Raw genomic sequence first — 20,059 nt, forward strand, 5'->3', positions numbered from 1 at the left:
CCCCCCCCCCCCACCACCCCCACACCCCCTCTACCCTCCGCCACCTACCCCCCCGGCTGCCGGGCGGCGTACAAAAAAACACCACAAAAAAAACAACCCCCCCCCCCCCCCCGCGGGGGGCGCCCCCCTTCGGACGGTCGATGTAGTGTCGCCCGGCAGGATCGGCGTCAGCTCGAGACTTCTGCGTTCTCGCGCTCTTCGTCGTCGACGAGCTCGTTCTCCTCGGTCTTGACCTCGGGGATGGCCTTCTGGCGTCCGGAACCCGACTGCTTGCCGGACAGCGAACGCTGCTCCGGAGCGCCGTCGAGCAGCTCGCTCTCGCGGTTGACTGCGGCGAGCATGGCCGGGACGGAATCGAGCTGGCCGCGAATTCCCAAGAGCTGGGCCAGGACTCGGCCGCGCAGGACGCGCATTTCCTCGGCCAGCTCCTTGGCGTGGGCGATCTTGCGATCGGCCTGCTGGGTGGCGGAGGTGACCAGACGGTTCGACTCGTCGGTCGCGTCCTTGATGCGCTGGGCGGCCTCGGAGCGGCTGCTGGCCTCGAGCTCCTCCATGGCGCGGGTGAGCTTGGTGCGCCGCTCCGCCATGGTGACCTCGAAGTCCTGCTGGGCGGCCTTGCGCTTGGCCTCGGCCTCCTTGGTGATCCGCTCGGCCTCGGCGTTGGCGGCCTCGAGGATCTTCTTGGACTCCGAGCGCGCGTTGGCGAGGGTCTGCTCGAACTCGACCTCGAGCGCTTCGCGCTTCTCCTTGGTCTCGGCGAGCAGCGACTCGTACTTGCCACGCATCTCGGTGGCCTGCTGCTCGGCGATCGAGATCATCTCGGCGGCCTCGGCCTGCGCCTGGGCGCGGACCTCGGAGGCCTCGTCGGAAGCGAGGCGGAGCATGCGCGAGATGCGATCGCTCATGCCCTCGGCGGTGGTCGGGGGCACCGACAACCGGTCGACTTCCTTACGCAGCTCATCGATTTCGTCGCGCGCGTCCTCCAGCTGGGCGGCGAGATTTCGGGCCTGGGCTGCGGCGGCGTCGCGATCTGTGGCGGTGACCCTTAGTTCAGCATCGAATCGGTCAAAGTAATTGCGCACCTCATCGCGGTCGTAGCCCTTTCGGACTACGGTAAACGGCAACGCGACGAAGCGATTGCGATCGGGCTCAGTGGACGACATGCCCCACAAACTACAGCCTGTCGGCCCACGATGGTGAGCCGACCGCGAATGTCGTTACGACAAGTTTCCCCGGTCGGAATCCGATACTAGTGAGTAGGATTCGGCGCCGGCTCGACGAGCTCGATGAGCACACCTCCAGCATCCTTCGGGTGTACGAAGTTTATCCGGGAATCGGCGGTTCCGCGGCGAGGCGCGTCGTACAGCAAACGCAGACCTCGCGAGCGCAGGAAAGTAGCCACGGCCTCGATGTCGGTGACGCGATACGCGAGTTGCTGGAGTCCGGGGCCGTTGCGATCGATGAACTTGGCGATCGTGGACGTCTCGTCGACCGGGGCCAGCAACTGCAGAGCAGTCGAGTCGTCACCGGCGCCGGGCAGCGACAGCATCGCCTCGTGTACCCCTTGGGCCTCATTGACCTCGCGGTGGGTTTCGACCATTCCGAGATGTTCGGAGTACCACTCGACGGCGGTGTCCAGGTCGGGAACGGCGACGCCGACGTGGTCTACGGCGATGACGTAATCGGCGGGGATGAATTCGGGCGTATCGGTAGTACTCACCCTTCGAACGGTAGCGCGGACCTGCATGGTGCTGCCGGGACGGCACCGGTTACCGTGGAGTACGGCGTTCTCACTTACGAAGCGAGGTACATCGTGACTACCACCTCCGTCATCGTCTCCGGCGCGCGTACTCCGGTCGGCCGGCTGCTGGGTGGCCTGAAGGGCTTCAGCGGTTCGGATCTGGGCGGTTTCGCGATCAAGGCGGCGCTGGAGAAGAGCGGCGTGCGGCCCGACCAGGTCGATTACGTGATCATGGGCCAGGTGCTCACCGCCGGTGCGGGGCAGATCCCGGCCCGGCAGGCCGCGGTCGCCGGTGGCATCCCGATGGATGTGCCCGCGCTGACGCTGAACAAGGTGTGCCTGTCCGGCATCAACGCAATTGCCTTGGCGGACCAGCTGATTCGCGCCGGCGAGTACGAGATCGTCGTGGCCGGCGGCCAGGAGTCGATGAGCCGGGCGCCGCACCTGCTGGAGAAGAGCCGCGAGGGCTTCAAGTACGGCGACGTGACGCTGCGCGACCACATGGCCTTCGACGGCCTGCACGACATCTTCACCGATCAGGCCATGGGCGCGCTGACCGAGACCCGCAACGACGCGGGCGGGAGCAGGGTGGGAACGGACACAGACCACATCAGCCGCGAGGATCAGGACGCCTTCGCCGCCGCGTCGCACCAGAAGGCCGCCGCGGCTTGGAAGAACGGCCTGTTCGAGGACGAGGTGGTGCCGGTAGCGGTGCCGCAACGCAAGAGCGACCCGGTCCTGGTATCCGAGGACGAGGGCATCCGCGCCGACACCACGGTGGAATCGCTCGGCAAGCTGCGCCCCGCGTTCCGCAAGGACGGCACCATCACCGCCGGCTCGGCCTCGCAGATCTCCGACGGCGCCGCCGCGGTAGTCGTGATGAGCAAGGCCAAGGCGGAGGAACTCGGCCTGAGCTGGATCGCCGAAATCGGCGCCGCGGGCGTAGTAGCAGGCCCCGACTCCACCCTGCAGCAGCAACCGGCCAACGCCATCGCCAAAGCCTGTGCGAAAGAAGGTATTTCGCCCACCGACCTGGACGTGGTGGAAATCAACGAGGCCTTCGCCGCGGTAGGCATAGCCTCCACCCGCCAGCTGGGGATCTCCCCCGACAAGGTGAACGTCAACGGCGGCGCCATCGCCATCGGCCACCCCCTGGGCATGTCCGGCGCCCGCATAGTCCTACACCTGGCCCTCGAACTGAAGCGCCGAGGCGGAGGCATCGGCGCAGCCGCCCTCTGCGGCGGCGGAGGCCAAGGCGACGCCCTCCTCATCCGGGTGTAAACCCACCCCCGTGTGGCGCATCCCACACCAACTACCCGCTGTCGTAGCCATGCAGCCGTTGGGCACAATAACCCCATGGGCGAATTCTTCGATGTGAGCACCGTAGCCAAGCGCGTGCGTTTGTTCGGCACGCTGGAAGCATTCTCATGGGCGCTGCTCCTCACCGGTTCCGTGCTCAAGCGCCTGCCGGAACCCATCACCTGGCCGGTGATGGTGTTCGGCATGCTGCACGGCCTCCTCTTCCTGCTGTTCGTGCTGAATGTTTTCCTGGCCTCCCGGGAGTTCGAGTGGCCGGGTAAGACCCTGCTCCTCGGTCTGCTGTCCTCGGTCGTCCCGTTCACCTCGGCATGGTTCGAGCGGTGGGCGATTCGGAGCGGGCAATTGGGCGAACTGAGCACGGCCGCGGCACCTGCCGCTGCCCGTTCGTGACAAACTGGAAACCGTGACTCGACCTGCTGCACGTCGTCCTTCGCCCGCCGTCGCCGCTGCTATGTCCGGTGCGGTGGATCTGTCCAGCCTGAAACAGCCGGCCGCCGCCGCGGATGCGCCGACCGGTCACGCGGTCACCGAGGCCGATTTCGAGACCAAGGTGCTGCGTCGATCGATGCAGGTTCCGGTGGTCATCGTCCTGTACTCGCAGCGCAGTCCCGGCAGTGTGGAGCTGGTGAAGCTGTTCGAGCGCCTGGTGGGTGAGGACGATGGCGGTTGGGACCTGGCCACCGTCGAGGCCGAGCCGAATATGCGCATCGCGCAGGCGCTCGGGGTGCAGGGCATCCCGACCGTCATCGCGGTGGCCGGGGGCCAGCCGCTCGCCGATTTCCAAGGCGCTCAACCCGAGCCACAGGTGAAGCAGTGGCTGGCGGCCGTGGTCGACGCGGTGCGCGGGAAGCTCGAAGGTGGTGTCGAGGGTGAAGAGGCTCCGGCCGTGCCGGAGGACCCCCGCTTCACCGCCGCCGAGGAGGCGCTCGACCGCGGCGACATCGCCGGCGCCGAGGCCGCCTACGAGAAGATCCTCGCCGAGGAGCCGGCCAATGCCGAGGCCAAGGCCGCTCTGCGTCAGGTGCGCTTCTTCGGCCGGGCGCAGGGCCTGCCCGCGGACGCGATCGCGCGCGCCGACGCCGCTCCGGACGATATCGATGCCGCTTTCGCCGCCGCCGATATGGAGTGCTTCAACCAGCAGCCCGAGGCCGCCTTCACCCGCCTCATCACTCTGATCAAGCGCACCGCGGGCGACGACCGCAACCGCGTGCGCACCCGCCTGGTGGAGCTGTTCGAGCTGTACGACACGGCCGATCCGGTAGTGGTCGCCGCGCGCCGCAAGCTGGCCACCGCGCTGTACTAAGGGGGCGGCCGGGCGGCCCTCGGCCTGCCGAGTGCGGAGCTTGGGGGTGCGCTGAGCAACCGGGCCCGGGCTACCATTCGGTGTGCCCGGGCATGAACCGGGTCGGGGGAGAGGCGAACAGATGGGTATTGCCAGGAAGGCCGCTCGGATCGCGGCAGGGACCGTCGCCGCCGCGGCGGTCCTGCTTTCCGCGGGCAGCGCCGTGGCGGAGGAGCCCGTCACGCGGCTCGTGCTCACCCGCGAGGACTCCGATCAGCCGACCCGGACGGTCACACTGACCTGCGATCCGGTCGGCGGCTCGCACCCAGCCGCGGCCACAGCCTGCGGTTTCCTCGCCCCGCTCGGCGAACTCACCCTCCCCGAGGAAGATCCGGGCGTCCGCTGCTTCCGCTATCACCCCGTGGTGTACCGGGCGGAGGGCACCCTCCACGGCACCCCCATCTCAGTAGAACGCACCTACGGCTGCCTGATCCCAGACCTCCCCACCCTCTGGGCATTCTGATTCACCCGAACCCCCGAGCAATGGCCGGGGCCGCCGTGTCAGCCGCGGGCCGTGGAAACGATCTGGCGGGGCCTGCTGGGATCAGCGGGCCGGGGTGAGGTTGCGGTCGAGTAGGGCCAATAGTTCGTGCCAGTGGCGTTCGGCGGCTTGTTCGTTGTAGGCGGCGGTGTCGGTTTGGGTGTAGCCGTGGTGGGCGCCCGGGTAGGTCTCGCTGCGGTAGCGGATACCCGCGTCGGTGAGGGTCTTCTCGAGGCGTTCGATCTGCTCCGCCGTCATGGACCGGTCGTTGTCCGCGTGCCCGAAATACAGTTCCGCCGTGACGTTTTCGAGGGCGTGGTGCGGGCTGTCGGGGGTGTCGGTGACCAGGCCGCCGCCGTGGAATCCGGCGGCCGCCGCCACGCGATCCGGGAAGGCGGCGGCGGTGTACACGACCAACCGGGCGCCCATGCAGTAGCCGGTGAGGCCTACGGGACCGGCGGCCGTGCGGTCGTGCGCCGCCAGCCACTCGAGATACGCGGCGGCGTCGGCGGCCGTGATTTCCGGCGTGAGTTCCTGGATCATCGGCAGCAACCGCTGAAAGATGTCCGGCCGCTGTCCCGGGTCGATGAAATCGGGCAGCTCGACCACCGGCGCCCGGCCGTGCCGGTAGAACACATTGGGGGCGAGCACCGTATATCCGTGTGCGGCGATGCGGTCGGCCATGGCTCGCAGGCTCGGCCGCAGTCCGAAGGCGTCCATGTACAGCAGCACGCCCGGATGTGGCGCGCCGTCGGCGGGGGCGGCCAGATAGGAGTCGGCGACGCCGCCGGGCGTCGGGACATCGACGGACAGGCCTTGCACTGCGGTCATGAGTGATCCCTCCTGGAGTATCGGCGGACCGACCGGAGCGGAGAATGTCTCCGCTTCGGGGTCGGCCACCAGCCTGCCATGCCGTCCCGGCCCGGGTACAGGCCCCGGCGGCGGCATTTCATGATCATGCGGACAATGCCCGGTACGGTTGGTCTCGTGACGGGTCGCATCGCCATCGATGACACCGCTCCGGCCATACCCGGTGGCCGCCCGGCCAAAGCCGTGGTGGGCGAGGTGTTCCCGGTGCGGGCCGTGGTGTGGCGCGAGGGCCACGGCGTGGTCGGCGCGACGCTGGCCGTGCGCCCGCCCGGCGCCTCGCGCGCCCGCCGGATTCGCATGTCGCCGGACTACGAGCCCGATGTGTTCAATGCCGTGTTCACCCCGAACGAGCCGGGGACATGGACCTACCGCATCGAGGGCTGGGGCGATCCGATCGCGACGTGGCGGGCGGCCGTGGAGGCCAAGCTCGCCGTCGGCCAGAGTGCCGCCGACCTCGCCAACGATCTCGAACTCGGTGCGCGACTGCTGGACCGCGCGGCACAGCAGGTGCCGAAGCGGCAGTGGGAGCGGTTGCGGGCGGCCGCGGCCGCGCTGCGCGGGGAGGGGCAGTTGCCCGCCCGGGTGGCGTCGGCGTTCGGTGCGGAGGTCGGCGAGATCCTGCGCGCGAATCCGTTGCGTGATCTGGTGACGCGCGGCCCGCAGCACACGGTGCTGGTGGAGCGCCGTCAGGCGCTGTACGGCTCGTGGTATGAGTTCTTCCCCCGCTCGACCGGCGGCTGGGATGTCGACGGCAACCCGGTGCACGGCACCTTCGCCACCGCAGCGAAAGAGCTGCCGCGCATCGCCGCAATGGGTTTCGACGTGGTGTATCTGCCGCCGGTGCATCCGATCGGCAAGGTGAATCGCAAGGGCCGCAACAACTCCCTGACCGCCGAGCCCGGCGATGTGGGCTCCCCGTGGGCGATCGGCTCGGACGAGGGCGGTCACGACGCCTTCCATCCGCTGCTCGGCACCGAGGCGGATTTCGTCGAATTCGTCGGCGCCGCACGGCAACTCGGCCTGGAGGTGGCGCTGGACCTGGCGTTGCAATGCGCCCCCGACCATCCGTGGGTCCGCGAGCATCCGGAGTGGTTCACCACGCTGCCGGACGGCACCATCGCCTACGCCGAGAACCCGCCCAAGAAGTACCAGGACATCTATCCGATCGATTTCGACAACGATCCGGACGGGCTCTACGCCGAGGTGCTGCGGGTGGTGCGGTACTGGACCTCGTTGGGCATCACCATATTCCGGGTCGACAATCCGCACACCAAGCCCGCCGACTTCTGGGAGTGGCTGCTCGCGCAGGTCCGCCGGACCGATCCGGACGTGTTGTTCCTGTCCGAGGCGTTCACCCGCCCCGCCCGGCTGTATGGGCTGGCGCGGCGCGGCTTCGCCCAGTCCTACACCTATTTCACTTGGCGCACAGGCAAACACGAGCTGGCCGAGTTCGGGCTCGAGCTGGCCGCGAAGGCCGACGAGGCGCGGCCCAACCTGTTCGTCAATACTCCCGACATCCTGCACGAGAGCCTGCAGCACGGCGGTCCGGGCATGTTCGCGATCCGCGCGGTGCTGGCGGCGACGCTGGCCCCGGCGTGGGGGGTGTACTCCGGATTCGAGCTGTTCGAGCATCAGGCGGTGCGGCCGGGCAGCGAGGAGTATCTGGACTCGGAGAAATACCAGCTGCGCCCGCGCCCCTTCACCGAGGCGGTCGCTCGTGGCGAGTCGCTGGAGCCGTGGCTGACCCGGCTCAACGAGATCCGCCGCGCCCACCCGGCCTTACAGCAGTTGCGCTGCATCACCTTTCACCACATCGACAACGACGCCCTGCTGGCGTACTCGAAGGTGGATCCCGGCACCGGCGACGCCGTGCTGGTGGTGGTGAACCTCGACCCGTTCGGCGCAGAGGACGGCATGATCTCGCTGGACATGCCGGCGATCGGCCGCGAATGGCACGACCATCCGGTGGTGTTCGACGAGGTGAGTGGCGAGGAATACCACTGGGGCCAAACCAATTACGTGCGGCTGGATCCGGTGCGCGCGGTCGCCCACATCCTCACGCTGCCGCCGGTGTCGGCGGCGGCGCGCACGGAATTGGCCTATCGGAGGTCGTTCCGGTGAGGCGCCGATGAACCGTCGCGATCTGCTGCTGCTGGTTGCGGGTACTCACCGTGATCCGCACACGGTGCTCGGCGCGCATCCGCATCCGACCGGTACGGTGATCAGAGCCCTTCGCCCGCACGCGAATTCGGTGGCGGCGCGGATCGGCGACACGGACTATCCGCTGGCCCACGTGGAGCACGGTGTGTTCGAAGGCGTCGTGCCCTTCCCGGACCTCTGGGACTACCGGCTATTGGTGTCGTATCCGGGCAGCCGCACCGTTCTCGACGCGGACGGTTATCGGTTCCTGCCGACGGTCGGCGAACTCGACCTGCACCTGATCGGCGAGGGCAACCACGGTCGGCTGTGGGAGGTGCTGGGCGCGCATCCGCGCCGCTACACCACGCTCGACGGCGAGGTGACGGGGACGTCGTTCGCGGTGTGGGCGCCCAATGCCCGTGGGGTCGCGGTGATCGGCGACTTCGACGGGTGGAGCGGAAACACCGCGCCCATGCGGCAATTGGGCGGTTCCGGGGTGTGGGAACTGTTCGTGCCGGGGGTCGGCGTGGGGGCGAAGTACAAGTTCCGGGTGCACGGCGCGGACGGTCGCACGGTCGATCACGCCGATCCCATGGCGTTCGCTACGGAGGTGCCCCCGGCGACCGCGTCGGTGGTCACCGAGAGCCGCTACACCTGGTGCGACGACGATTGGATCGCGACACGTACCCGCACGGACCCCGTGCGGTCGCCGATGAGCGTCTACGAGGTGCATCTCGGCTCGTGGCGGCCGGGGCTCGACTATCGCGAGGCGGCCGCGCAACTCGCCGAATACGTTCTGGCGCAGGGCTATACGCATGTCGAGCTGTTGCCCGTCGCGGAACATCCGTTCGGCGGCTCATGGGGTTATCAGGTCACTTCCTACTACGCGCCGACGGCCCGCTTCGGCACTCCCGACGATTTCCGGGCGTTCGTGGATCACCTGCACGCCGCGGGCATCGGCGTCCTGCTGGACTGGGTGCCCGCGCACTTCCCGCGCGACGAATGGGCGCTGGGACGTTTCGGCGGCACCGCGCTCTACGAGCATCCCGATCCCCGGCGCGGTGAGCAATTGGACTGGGGCACCTACGTTTTCGACTTCGGCCGGAACGAGGTGCGGAACTTCCTGGTCGCCAACGCCCGCTACTGGATCGAGGAGTTCCACATCGACGGGCTGCGCGTCGACGCCGTGGCCTCGATGCTGTACCTGGACTACTCGCGGCCGGAGGGCGGCTGGGAGCCGAATATCCATGGCGGGCGCGAGAATCTGGAGGCCGTGGCTTTCCTGCAGGAGATGAACGCGATGGTGCACAAGCATCATCCGGGCGTGGTCACCATAGCCGAGGAATCCACCACCTGGCCGGGCGTGACCCGGTCCACCGATGTCGGCGGCCTGGGTTTCACCATGAAGTGGAACATGGGCTGGATGCACGACACCCTGGGCTACCTGGGCCGCGACCAGATCCACCGCAGCTGGCACCACAACGAGATCACCTTCTCGACGGTGTACGCGTGGAGCGAGAACTATGTGCTGCCGATCAGCCACGACGAAGTGGTGCACGGCAAGGGCACGCTGTGGACCCGGATGCCCGGCGACGACTGGGTGAAGGCCTGCGGGGTGCGCACGCTGCTGGCCTATCAATGGGCCCATCCGGGCAAGCAACTGCTGTTCATGGGCCAGGACTTCGGCCAGTTCCGGGAGTGGTCGCACGATCGTGGACTGGACTGGCAGGAGCTGGAGAATCCGCTCCACGACGGCATCCGGCGGCTCGTCCGCGACCTCAACGCGGCCTATCGCGCCCACCCGGCGCTGTGGTCGCAGGACGCCTCACCAGGCGGCTACGCCTGGATCGACGCCGACGACCGCGCCGGCAACGTCGTCGCCTTCCTCCGCTACGGCTCCGACAACTCGCTGGTGGCCTGCGTCTACAACTTCTCCGGCACCCAACACCGCGACTACCGCATCGGCCTCCCGTCCGCCGGCCACTGGCGCGAGATCCTCAACACCGACGCCGCCGACTACGCCGGTAGCGGCGTGGGCAACCTCGGCGGCGTGCGATCGGTCGCGGAACCATGGCACGGCCGCCCGTTCTCCGCGGCCGTCACGCTGGCGCCCAACAGCGCGGTGTGGCTGGCGCCGGACTGAGCGTGCGCAAACGCGCAGATACGCCGGTCATACCAGTCGCTTTCCAAACGACCATCGTGCGAAACTCAGACGGGGAGAAACGGTTTCGACATCAGTGAACCTCATGAGCGCGTTCAGCGTGAGCGCGGAGAGATGCGTAGGTGATGGAGTGATCAGTGCGTCTACGTCAGCCTCCGCGACTTGGTCAGCGAGCGGAATCAGCGAGGGTTCGGGCCAGAGAAGAACGAAGCCCAGCGAGCGTGCGAGCCGCTGAACCTGCGCACGATCCCACGCGGGCGCGGTAGACACCTCCAAGTCGATCCACGCGAACGCAGTTGGCCGGAATCGCATCGTCGGTGCCTCCCTGTGGGACTGCGCAGGAAGAACCCGCCTCAGCGTCTACAGCCTGTCTACGATTGGGGTGTGGATCACACCGCTCTACGCGCCGCTCGGGAGGCGGCCGGACTGTCGCTTTCCGAGATGGCGCGGCAAGTGCCGTACTCGAAAGCCGCACTCGGGCACTACGAGACGGGCGTACGGACTCCTACCACGGAGGTGATCGACTGGTATGAGCGGATTTGTGGAGTAGATCGCGTCGACTGGGTGCTTCGTATCGCTGCATCGGATATCGGCGGGGAAACTCTCGACCGGCTCGAGCTGGCTGTGGACGATCTGGCGTCGGCATACCTGACGACACCGGCCGGGAACTCCTCACCCGCATTCGTCACCATCTCGGGTTCGCCGCGAAGCTGATGGACGCCAAGAAGACGCTGAACCAGCATCGGCGGCTGATTGTCATTGTCGGATGGCTGAATCTGTTGGCTAGTACTTGCCATGTCGACTTGGGAGAACTGCCGGACGCAGCGGCAAGGGGACATGCCGCATGGCAAGCTGCACTGGAAGCCGAACACCGAGAGATTTCCGGCTGGTGTCTGGAAACCCGTGCGTGGGAACGGCTTACGGCTGGAAACTATGTCGCTGCCGCTGAATTGTCCCGTGCCGCACAGGCGATCGCACCTGAGGACAGTTCAGCGTTCATCCAAGCAACGGCACAGGAAGGGCGTGCCCTGGCACGACTCGGGAATAGTGAGGGCACCTACGGGGCTCTGCGCAAGGTCGCGCGCTTGGTGTCCGGGCTGAGCACACCCGACAGGCCAGAACACCATTTCCGGTACGACCCGGCCAAGTCGGACGCCTATGTAGCTACCACGTTGTCATGGCTCGGTGACCCAGCGGCCGAGTCCTACGCGCGTCATGTTCTGGCCGATCTGAGGACCGCCGAGTCTGCCCGGCCGCGCCGGATTGCTTCGGCGAACCTGGACCTGGGTCTGGCTCTGGTGGCGGCCGATAAAGCCGAGGAAGCGGCGGACGCGGCTCTCACCGCGGTTGCGTCCGGGCGTCTGGTGCCGTCGAACTACTGGCGTGTGTCCGAGGTCGTCTCGGGGATCGAGGGGCGGGGCGCTCCGGACGCGGCCGTAGTGCGTGAGGCATTCCGCGATACGTATCAGGGCTGAGCTGACCGACGCCTGATCTGTCTCCGGCGTGGTGCTGAACATTTGCCGAGTTGGGCCACGTGCCCGTCTCCGCGGCGGTTTTCGTGTCCGAATTGGATGCGCTCGTGCGTGCTTCGATGAGATCCGGCCAGACCTGGCTCTGACAACGTGGCCGGATAACTACCTGGTCAAAGGGTCTATATAGCCATGTTCGGTCGCATAGGGTCATGTAGGTTCTACCGCATGAAGGCATTGCGTCGGTTCACGGTCCGTGCCCATCTGCCCGAGCGGCTGTCGGCGCTCGCTGAACTCGCTACGAATCTGCGGTGGTCGTGGCATGGGCCGACGCAGGATCTGTTTGCGGAGTTGGATCCGGGGCTGTGGGTGGAAGTTGGGCGGGATCCGGTGCGGATGTTGGGGGAGGTGCCGGCGGCGCGTCTCGACGAGTTGGCTGCGGATGCCGCGTACACCCGTGCGGTGGATGGTGCCGCGGCCGATTTGCGGGATTATCTGGAGCGGCCGAGCTGGTTCGATCGGCAGTCGGACGGGGACCGTGCCGAGCAGCTGCCGCGGGCCATCGCCTACTTCTCGATGGAGTTCGGCGTGACCGAGGTGCTGCCGAACTATTCGGGTGGGCTCGGGATTCTCGCGGGCGACCATCTGAAGGCCGCGTCCGATCTGGGGCTGCCGCTCATCGGCGTCGGACTGCTGTACCGGTCCGGATATTTCCGCCAATCCCTGACCGCCGACGGCTGGCAGGCCGAGCGTTACCCGGATCTGGATCCGCAGGGCCTGCCGCTGCGGTTGCTCACCGAATCGGGTGCGCCGGTGCTCGTGCACGTGCCGATGCCGGAGGGACGGGTGCTGCGGGCGCGGGTGTGGATCGCGCAGGTCGGCCGGATTCCGTTGCTGCTGCTGGATTCCGATATCGCCGACAACGATCCGGAGCTGCGGTCGGTGACCGATCGCCTCTACGGTGGCGATCAGGATCACCGCATCAAGCAGGAGATCCTGGCGGGCATCGGCGGCGTGCGGGCGGTGCGCGCCTACACCCATGCCCACAGGCTGCCCGACCCGGATGTCTTCCACATGAACGAGGGCCACGCCGGTTTCCTGGGCATCGAGCGGATCCGCGAATTCATGACCGCCGGAATGGATTTCGACGCCGCCCTGACCGCGGTCCGGGCGGGCACAGTATTCACCACGCACACCCCGGTGCCCGCGGGTATCGACCGGTTCGCCGGCGCCCTGGTGCGGCGCTACTTCGGCGGAGCGCACGGCGAGCGCGAATCTCCGCTGCTGCCAGGGGTTTCCGTGGACCGCATCGTGGCGCTGGGCCGGGAGGCCGATCCGTCGGTGTTCAACATGGCCCACCTCGGACTGCGGCTGGCCCAGCGCGCCAACGGCGTATCGCGGTTGCACGGCGAGGTCAGCCGCGCCATGTTCGCGTCGCTGTGGCCCGGTTTCGATGCCGCCGAGGTGCCCATCGGCTCGGTCACCAACGGCGTGCACGCCCCGACCTGGGCGGCGCGGGAGTGGATCGAGAAGGCCCGGGAATTCGTCGGACCCGAACTGGTGGAGGAGGCGCGCGGCTGGGAGCGGTTGCGCGACATCGATCTGCGCGAACTGTGGTCGACCCGAAACACCCTGCGCGGCAAGCTGGTTGCCGAGGTGCGCCGACGGGTGCACGCATCGTGGCTGGAGCGCGGCGCCGCTCCCGCCGAATTGACCTGGGTGGACGACGTTTTCGATCCGAATGTGCTCACCGTCGGCTTCGCGCGCCGGGTGCCGACCTACAAGCGGCTGACGCTGATGCTGCGCGACCCGGAACGGCTGCGGTCGCTGCTGCTGGATCCGGAGCGCCCGGTGCAGTTGGTGGTGGCGGGCAAGAGTCACCCGGCCGACGACGGCGGCAAGGCGCTGATCCAGCAGGTGGTGCGCTTCGCCGACGATCCGGCGGTGCGGCATCGCATCGTCTTCCTGCCCGACTACGACATGTCGATGGCCCGCTACCTGTACTGGGGATGCGATGTGTGGCTGAACAATCCGCTGCGCCCGCTGGAGGCGTGCGGCACCTCGGGCATGAAGGCCGCGCTCAACGGCTCGCTGAATCTGTCGATCCGCGACGGCTGGTGGGACGAGATGTACGACGGCGAGAACGGCTGGGCCATTCCCACCGCCGACGGTGTCCGCGACGACCACCGTCGCGACGATCTCGAGGCCGCCGCCCTGTACGAGACGCTGGATCGCGCCGTGCTGCCGCGGTTCTACGATCGCGACGGCGACGGCCTGCCGGTGCGCTGGATGGAGATGGTCCGGCACACCCTGCAGACGCTCGGTCCGCAGGTGCTGGCCTCGCGCATGGTGCGCGACTACGCCGTCGATTACTACATACCCGCCGCGGCCTCGTATTCCGCTGTGGCACAGGACGATTTCGCCGGAGCGCGGGAGCTGGCGGAGTACCGTCGCCGGGTCGAGTCGGCGTGGCCGCAGGTGAAGGTGATCCAGGTGGACAGCGCGGGCCTGCCCGATACACCGGTGATCGGCGCGGACCTGTCGTTGCGCGGCCGCATCGATCTGGCGGGCCTGGCGCCTTCGGACGTGGTGGTGCAGGCAGTGCTGGGCCGCGTGTCGCCCGATGACGACCTCTCCGATGTCACGTCCATCGAGATGACCCACACCGCAACCGATTCCGGGGTAGAGATCTACACCGCGGACACCCCGGTCCCGCTCTCCGGCGCGGTCGGCTACACCGTCCGCATCCTGCCCCGCCACCGCCTGCTGTCCAGCGACGCCGAACTGGGCCTGGTCGCCGCACCGACCCCGTAATCTCGGAGCTGTCGGCCCGGCGTGGGCAGTGTTGCGATATTCGCATGAGCCGGACGGTGTGCGACTTCGCCATGCGGGCCTGCCCGCCGGGGCCGTTCGGATTCGTGGAACTGGCTCAGCTCGGTTGGGCGAGAGCGCGTTTCATGATCTTGCCGGTCGGGTTGCGGGGGAGGGCGTCCAGGAAGTGGACGTCGCGAGGGACCGAGAAGCGGCCGAGACGGTTGCGGATATAGGTGCGGATCATGTCGGGGTCCAGGCCGGAATCATCGCGCTTGACGACGAAAGCGGCCAGGCGCTGGCCGAATTCGTGGTCCGGCACGCCGATCACCGCCACCTCGCTCACCTGCGGGAGGTGGGACAGGGCCTCCTCGACCGGGCGCGGGAAGACGTTCTCGCCGCCGGAGATGATCATCTCGTCGTCGCGGCCGGCGACGAACAGGCGGCCGGTGGCATCGAGGTAGCCGACGTCGCCGGTGTCGAGCATGCCGTCGGCCTCGCCGGGCGGCGCCGCGTCGGTGTAGCCGTCGAAGAGCATGTGGTTGCCGACGAAGATGCGGCCGGTCGCGCCGACCGGCACCGGCCGGGAATCCGGGCCCAGCACAGCGACTTTCGTGCCCAGTGGCGGCCGCCCGGCGGTCGTCGGGGACAGCCGGAGGTCGGCGGGGTCGGCGATGGTCGCCCAGGACACCTCGGTGGACCCGTACACGTTGTAGAGGGTGGCGCCGAAGACCTCGGCGAACCGCAGCACCGCCGCACCGGACAGCGGCGCACCGCAACTCGCCACCACGTGCAAGCTCGAGGTGTCGTAGCGGGCGCGAACGGTGCTGGGCAGGTCCAGAATTCGGTTCACCATGATGGGCACCACGATCAGCGACGTGACCCGGTGCTCGGCGATCAGCCGCAGGCAGTCCTCGGCGTCGAAGCGCTCCGGCAACACCACCGTCGCCCGGATCGGCGTGCTGATCTGCAGTGCGGCCAGCCCCCAGGTGTGGAACAGCGGCGCGGGGATCAGCATGGTTTCGTTCATCCGCAACGGGATTCGCGACAGCAGCGCCGCCACCGTGCCGAAGCCCTTCGGATGCGGGCGGCGCGCGCCCTTGGGCGTCCCGCTGGTCCCGGAGGTCAGCACGATCAGCCGACCCGGCCGCGAGGGTTTCCCGAAGCTGCCGCGCCCCATGGCGATCAGGTCGTCGACGGCGGCGCGGCCGGGTTCGTCCGGATCCGCCGAGGCGGGGAAGCGCGGGATCTCCGGCGGCACATAGCGAATCAGGTCGGCCAGTGCCGGATCGGCGAATACCGCTGCGAGCTGGTGCCTTTCGGCGATCTCGGCGATCCGCCCGGCGGCCAGGCCGGTGTTGAGCAGGACCACGTCGACGCCGAGTTTCCCCGCGGCGACCATGATTTCGACCATCTCGGCGTGATTGCGCGACAGCAGGCCGATCGCGTCACCCGCGCGAATGTCGAGGTCGGCGAGCGCACTCGCCAGTGCGTGTGTCCGCGCGTGGATCTCGGCGAAGGTCCGCACGCCGCGGTCGTCGATCACGGCCGGGCGATGGGGTTCGTAGGCGGCCGCCGCGGCATACCCGCCCGCCAGCGTGAAACCCCATCTCGCCAGGCGGCGTAGCTGTTTCACGCCCTTGTCGAATCGGTAGGTGCGCACCACGCCGGTCGAGATCATCTGGCGGGCGACGTCGACCTGCAACCGCATGGGGGAGTCCTCGCCGTTGATCGCGACCGAGGTCGGGGCGCCGGTGACGACGTCGGCCACCCGCCGCAGCCCGGCCAGCGTCCAGTCGATCACGGCCTCGTTCGGCAGCGTCGCCACCAGCGGGTGCGCGCGGACCGGGGTGAAGAAGGTGACGTTGACGCGGGTCTGCTAGTGATCGCCGCGCAGCCGGATCGCGGCGAAGCAACCCTGTGTGGGACATTGCAATTCGAGGAATTCGTGGGTGCGCCCGGGGATCAGGTGAACGTCGATGGTGCGGATCTCGCCGGTGTCGCCACCGAGTCGCATCCGCAGCAGCGCGGGCCCCTCGTCGGTGTCGAATTGTTCGCAGGCGCCGATGCCGGGGAACAGCCGAGGATAGGTCTCGGGATCGAGGAGCAGATCCCATAGGGCGCGGCGGTCGGCGGACAGCTCCGCGGCCGCTTCGACGATATCGGTAACCAACAGCTTGCACTTCTCGCTCGGCCGCCACGACAGCTCGATTCGGCGGATAACATATTTGTAACGGCCACCACATCGCAGGTCAAGAACCCCCATATTGAAGGCGAACTCTTCGTTAAATTGCCCGGTGATTGCGTGTTACTTCAAGTAACGCCCGACCGGTGCGGCTATGGATTGCTATCGGTTAGCCCTTCCTGAAATGGCACGGGTGTGTCGTGGCAGCTACGGTGCCCTGGGCATTGTTCCTCCGGCCGAGGTGGAGACATCACGATGAGTACCGACGTGCAGCCGCGACCAGAGAGTCGCCTCGACTCCTACTTCGGGGTCACCCGGCTCGGGTCGACCTACAAGCGCGAGATCATGGCCGGCACGGTCACCTTCCTCGCGATGTCGTATGTGCTCGCGGTGAATCCGTCGGTGCTCGGCGACCAGGGACAACTAGGTCCGCTCGGCATTCCGACGCAGGCCGTGTTCACCGCCACCGCCGTCGCGGCGGTATTCGGCACGCTGGTCATGGGCCTGTGGGCGCGCTACCCGGTCGCGCTCGCGCCGGGCATGGGGCTCAATGCCTTCTTCGCGTACTCGGTGGTGCTCGGCATGGGCATCCCGTGGCAGGAGGCGTTGTCGGGGACGTTCCTGTCGGGCGTGATCTTCTTCGTGCTGGCCGTGACGAAGGTCCGCGAGAAGATCATCGACGCCATCCCGATGCAGATGAAACTGGCCGTCGGCGCGGGCATCGGCATGTTCGTGGCCTTTCTCGGGCTCAAGAACGCCGGTGTCGTGGTCGCCAGCGACGCCACCCTGGTGCATCTCGGCGACTTCACCAAGGGTAGTACGCTGCTGGCGCTGTTCGGGCTGCTGCTGACGGTGATCTTCATGGTGCTCGGCTGGCACGGCGCGGTGCTGTACGGCATCGTCGCGACCACCGTGGTCGGTGTCGTGAGCGGGCTGGTGGAGCTGCCGGATTCGGTCGTCGCCATGCCGCACGGGCTCGATCAGACCTTCGGGCAGGCCATCGTCCACCTGCCGGACGCGTTCACCGGGCAGATGGTGATCGTCGTACTGACCATGCTGTTCGTCGACTTCTTCGACGCCTCGGGCACGTTGATCGGCATCGCCAACCAGGCGGGACTGCTCGGTCCGGACGGTCGGCTGCCGCGGGCGGCGCAGGCGTTGGCCGCCGATTCGGTGGGTACCACGGCGGGCGCGATCATCGGCACCTCGACCACCACCGCGTACGTCGAATCCACCGCGGGCGTGAGCGCGGGCGGGCGCACCGGGCTGACGGCGGTGTCGACGGCGGCGTGGTTCCTGGTCGCGATGTTCTTTTTCCCGCTGTTCGCCGTCGTCGCGGGCGCTCCCGCGGTGACCGCGCCGGCGCTCGTGGTGGTCGGGGTGCTGATGGCCCGCGCGCTCGGCGAAATCGACTGGCACAAGCTGGAATACGCGATTCCCGCGTTCCTCACGGTGGTCATGATGCCGCTGACATACTCGATCGCCAACGGCATCGCCATGGGACTGCTGTTCTACCCGGTGGTGATGGTCGCGCGCGGGCGCGGGCGCGAGGTGCACTGGGTGATGTGGGTGCTCATGGCGGTATTCCTCGGGTACTTCTTCTTCCTCGCCGAATAACGTTCCGTCGTCGCGCGGAATATCGATTGAACCGCTTAGAGTTGTGTCCCGTGAACAAACCGGACCATAGTCCGGTTTGCTTGCGCAAACTAACGAACGAGGACTCGGAGACAGACCATGACAGCCCACACCACCGCTTCGACCGACCTCGACCAGCGCACCGGCGGTATCGCCGCCGATATCGGCCTGCTGGTCCTGCGGATATTTTTCGGCGGCCTGCTGTTCGTACACGGGGCCCAGAAATTATTCGGCTGGTTCGACGGAATGGGTTGGGACGCCACCACATCCGGCTTCGACCAGATGGGTTACAACCCCGGCAAGTTCTTCGGAACCCTGGCCGGCCTGAGTGAAATGGTGGGCGGCGGCCTGCTGGTGCTGGGCCTGCTGACGCCGCTCGCCGCCGCCATCGCGCTCGGCACCATGATCAACGCGATCAACGCGACCTGGCACAGCGGTCTGTTCGGTGGCGCCGAGGGGCCGGGCTACGAGATGGGTCTGTTGTTCGCGGTGGCCGCGGCCGCGCTGGCGTTCACCGGACCGGGCCGTTACTCGCTCGACTACGGCCGCCCGTGGCAGCGGCAGGGTGTCGTATGGGGCACCGGCGCGGTGGTTCTGGCCGTCGTCGCGGGCGTCGTCACCCTGATTCTCAAATGGGCGCTCTGACCTCTGGCGCGGCGGAAGAGTGGGGCCCCCGCACCGTGTGCAGGGCTTGGCGCGGGGGCAACAGGCACATCCGATGTGGGAATTGGGGGTTCATCGGAGTACCGGTGCCCAATTTAGTTCCGCATAGAAGTTTGGCCAAGGGCTGAGAGTCAATTCACACCGGCGTGAGGTTTAGCCGCCGGTCGGTGTCGGCGCGGTCGCGGTCAGGCGTTGCAGCGCCTTGGCCACCACCTCCGGGTCGAAGGTCTCCCAGTACGGCGGCAGCGAGGCGCGCAGGTAGGCGCCGTAGCGCGCGGTCACCAGCCGCGAATCCAGCACCGCGACCACGCCGCGGTCGTCGGTGCTGCGCAGCAATCGGCCGGTGCCCTGGGCCAGGAGCAGTGCGGCGTGATTGGCCGCGATCGCCATGAAGCCGTTGCCGCCGCGCGATTCCACCGCGCGCTGCCGGGCCACCAGCAGCGGATCGTCCGGGCGGGGGAACGGGATGCGGTCCAGGATGACCAGGCTCAGCGACGGGCCGGGCACATCGACGCCCTGCCACAGCGACAGCGTGCCGAACAGCGAGGTCTCCGCGTCCTCGGCGAAGCGGCGGACCAGGGCGCCGGTGGCATCGTCGCCCTGGCACAGCAGCGGCGTGTCCAGTCGCTGGCGCAGCACCTCGGTGGCGGCCTTGGCCGCGCGCATGGAGGAGAACAGCCCGAGGGTGCGGCCGCCGGCGGCGCGGATCAGCCGCTCGATCTCGTCCAGGGCGGCCGGGGCCATGCCGTCGCGGCCCGGCGGCGGTAAATGCTTGGCGACGTAGAGGATTCCGGATTTGGCATGGTCGAACGGGGAGCCGACGTCCAGCGAATTCCACCGCACCGCGGCGTTGTCGGAGGGGGCCTCGGCGCCGTTGGCCAGGGCCGCGTCGACCCGGTTCGCCGATTGCGGCGGCAGGCCCCAGGTGACGGCCAGCCCGTCGAACGAGCCGCCCACCTGCAGTGTCGCTGAGGTCAGGACGATGGTGGCGGTGCCGAACAGGCGGCTGCGCAACAACCCGCCGACCGAGAGCGGGGCCATGTGCAGGCTGCGCCGCGCGACGCCGCGCACCTCGTCGGCGGACAGCCAGAGCACGTCGCGGCGCACCGCCGGGTCGGGCTCCTCGAACGCCGTCAGCGCCCGCACCGCCGTGTCGTGCACCTCCTCGACCGCGGCCCCCGCCGGGTTGGGGGGCGCGGCGGGCGCCGGGTCCCCGTGGGGGGCGGGCCCCCCCCGCGGCGC

Annotated in this window: 17 protein-coding genes; 11 read left to right on the top strand and 6 right to left on the bottom strand. The window is 68.1% G+C overall.

What is annotated here, in order from left to right; translation table 11 throughout:
• Nucleotides 1-167 precede the first annotated feature (167 nt).
• A complete protein-coding gene (locus QH470_RS12935; RefSeq protein ID WP_280272576.1) occupies nt 168-1,163 on the bottom strand; it encodes a coiled-coil domain-containing protein in 996 nt (331 codons plus the stop codon).
• A gap of 86 nt (nt 1,164-1,249) precedes the next feature.
• Nucleotides 1,250-1,720, bottom strand: a complete 471-nt coding sequence (mce, locus tag QH470_RS12940) for a methylmalonyl-CoA epimerase (RefSeq protein ID WP_280272577.1) — start codon at nt 1,718-1,720, stop codon at nt 1,250-1,252.
• Nucleotides 1,721-1,813: 93 nt separating this feature from the next.
• Here mce and QH470_RS12945 point away from each other — a divergent pair, with 93 nt between their 5' ends.
• The 4 genes from QH470_RS12945 to QH470_RS12960 all read left to right on the top strand — a co-directional run bounded on the left by QH470_RS12945 (nt 1,814) and on the right by QH470_RS12960 (nt 4,866).
• Nucleotides 1,814-3,022 carry an acetyl-CoA C-acetyltransferase gene (locus tag QH470_RS12945; protein ID WP_280272578.1) on the top strand — a complete coding sequence of 403 codons (1,209 nt, stop codon included), beginning with the start codon at nt 1,814-1,816 and terminating at the stop codon, nt 3,020-3,022.
• A gap of 75 nt (nt 3,023-3,097) precedes the next feature.
• Nucleotides 3,098-3,451 carry a DUF3817 domain-containing protein gene (locus QH470_RS12950; protein ID WP_280272579.1) on the top strand — a complete coding sequence of 118 codons (354 nt, stop codon included), beginning with the start codon at nt 3,098-3,100 and terminating at the stop codon, nt 3,449-3,451.
• Nucleotides 3,452-3,512: 61 nt separating this feature from the next.
• Complete coding sequence (locus QH470_RS12955; protein ID WP_280272590.1) at nt 3,513-4,364, top strand: tetratricopeptide repeat protein; 852 nt, start codon at nt 3,513-3,515, stop codon at nt 4,362-4,364.
• Nucleotides 4,365-4,485: 121 nt separating this feature from the next.
• Entirely contained in the window at nt 4,486-4,866 is a 381-nt protein-coding gene (locus tag QH470_RS12960) for an SSI family serine proteinase inhibitor (RefSeq protein WP_280272580.1), read from the top strand.
• A gap of 81 nt (nt 4,867-4,947) precedes the next feature.
• Here the strand turns inward: QH470_RS12960 and QH470_RS12965 are convergent, their stop codons facing one another.
• On the bottom strand, nt 4,948-5,715 hold the full coding sequence (locus QH470_RS12965; protein WP_280272581.1) for a dienelactone hydrolase family protein: 768 nt from the start codon (nt 5,713-5,715) through the stop codon (nt 4,948-4,950).
• 156 nt (nt 5,716-5,871) lie between these two features.
• Here QH470_RS12965 and QH470_RS12970 point away from each other — a divergent pair, with 156 nt between their 5' ends.
• From QH470_RS12970 to glgP, 5 genes are all read left to right on the top strand, one after another.
• Nucleotides 5,872-7,875, top strand: a complete 2,004-nt coding sequence (locus QH470_RS12970; RefSeq protein WP_280272582.1) for an alpha-1,4-glucan--maltose-1-phosphate maltosyltransferase — start codon at nt 5,872-5,874, stop codon at nt 7,873-7,875.
• A 7-nt stretch (nt 7,876-7,882) separates the two neighbouring features.
• Nucleotides 7,883-10,036: a 1,4-alpha-glucan branching protein GlgB gene (glgB, locus tag QH470_RS12975; protein WP_280272583.1), complete on the top strand. Its 2,154-nt coding sequence runs from the start codon at nt 7,883-7,885 to the stop codon at nt 10,034-10,036.
• A gap of 402 nt (nt 10,037-10,438) precedes the next feature.
• Nucleotides 10,439-10,768, top strand: coding sequence for a helix-turn-helix domain-containing protein (locus QH470_RS12980; RefSeq protein WP_280272584.1), 330 nt, complete (start codon nt 10,439-10,441; stop codon nt 10,766-10,768).
• Complete coding sequence (locus QH470_RS12985; RefSeq protein WP_280272585.1) at nt 10,768-11,529, top strand: hypothetical protein; 762 nt, start codon at nt 10,768-10,770, stop codon at nt 11,527-11,529. Before QH470_RS12980 ends, QH470_RS12985 begins: the two co-directional genes overlap by 1 nt.
• Before the next feature lie 222 nt (nt 11,530-11,751).
• The gene (gene glgP, locus QH470_RS12990; RefSeq protein WP_280272586.1) at nt 11,752-14,337 is read left to right on the top strand and encodes an alpha-glucan family phosphorylase; all 2,586 of its coding nucleotides are present in this window, start codon (nt 11,752-11,754) and stop codon (nt 14,335-14,337) included.
• 115 nt (nt 14,338-14,452) lie between these two features.
• Here glgP and QH470_RS12995 read toward each other — a convergent pair whose 3' ends face one another.
• Both QH470_RS12995 and QH470_RS38110 read right to left on the bottom strand, forming a co-directional pair.
• Entirely contained in the window at nt 14,453-16,162 is a 1,710-nt protein-coding gene (locus QH470_RS12995) for an AMP-binding protein (RefSeq protein ID WP_342228437.1), read from the bottom strand.
• Between the two features lie 51 nt (nt 16,163-16,213).
• Nucleotides 16,214-16,507: an SRPBCC family protein gene (locus QH470_RS38110; RefSeq protein ID WP_342228438.1), complete on the bottom strand. Its 294-nt coding sequence runs from the start codon at nt 16,505-16,507 to the stop codon at nt 16,214-16,216.
• 267 nt (nt 16,508-16,774) lie between these two features.
• Between QH470_RS38110 and QH470_RS13000 the strand changes: the two genes are divergently transcribed.
• A complete protein-coding gene (locus QH470_RS13000) occupies nt 16,775-18,136 on the top strand; it encodes an NCS2 family permease (protein ID WP_280272587.1) in 1,362 nt (453 codons plus the stop codon).
• 117 nt (nt 18,137-18,253) lie between these two features.
• Nucleotides 18,254-18,799, top strand: coding sequence for a DoxX family protein (locus tag QH470_RS13005; RefSeq protein WP_280272588.1), 546 nt, complete (start codon nt 18,254-18,256; stop codon nt 18,797-18,799).
• Between the two features lie 171 nt (nt 18,800-18,970).
• Here the strand turns inward: QH470_RS13005 and QH470_RS13010 are convergent.
• Nucleotides 18,971-20,059 (bottom strand): ATP-dependent DNA helicase (locus QH470_RS13010; protein ID WP_280272589.1); only part of this gene is annotated, 1,089 nt, incomplete at its 5' end.

It is taken from the genome of Nocardia wallacei (genome assembly GCF_029868745.1).
GTDB lineage: Bacteria > Actinomycetota > Actinomycetes > Mycobacteriales > Mycobacteriaceae > Nocardia > Nocardia wallacei_B.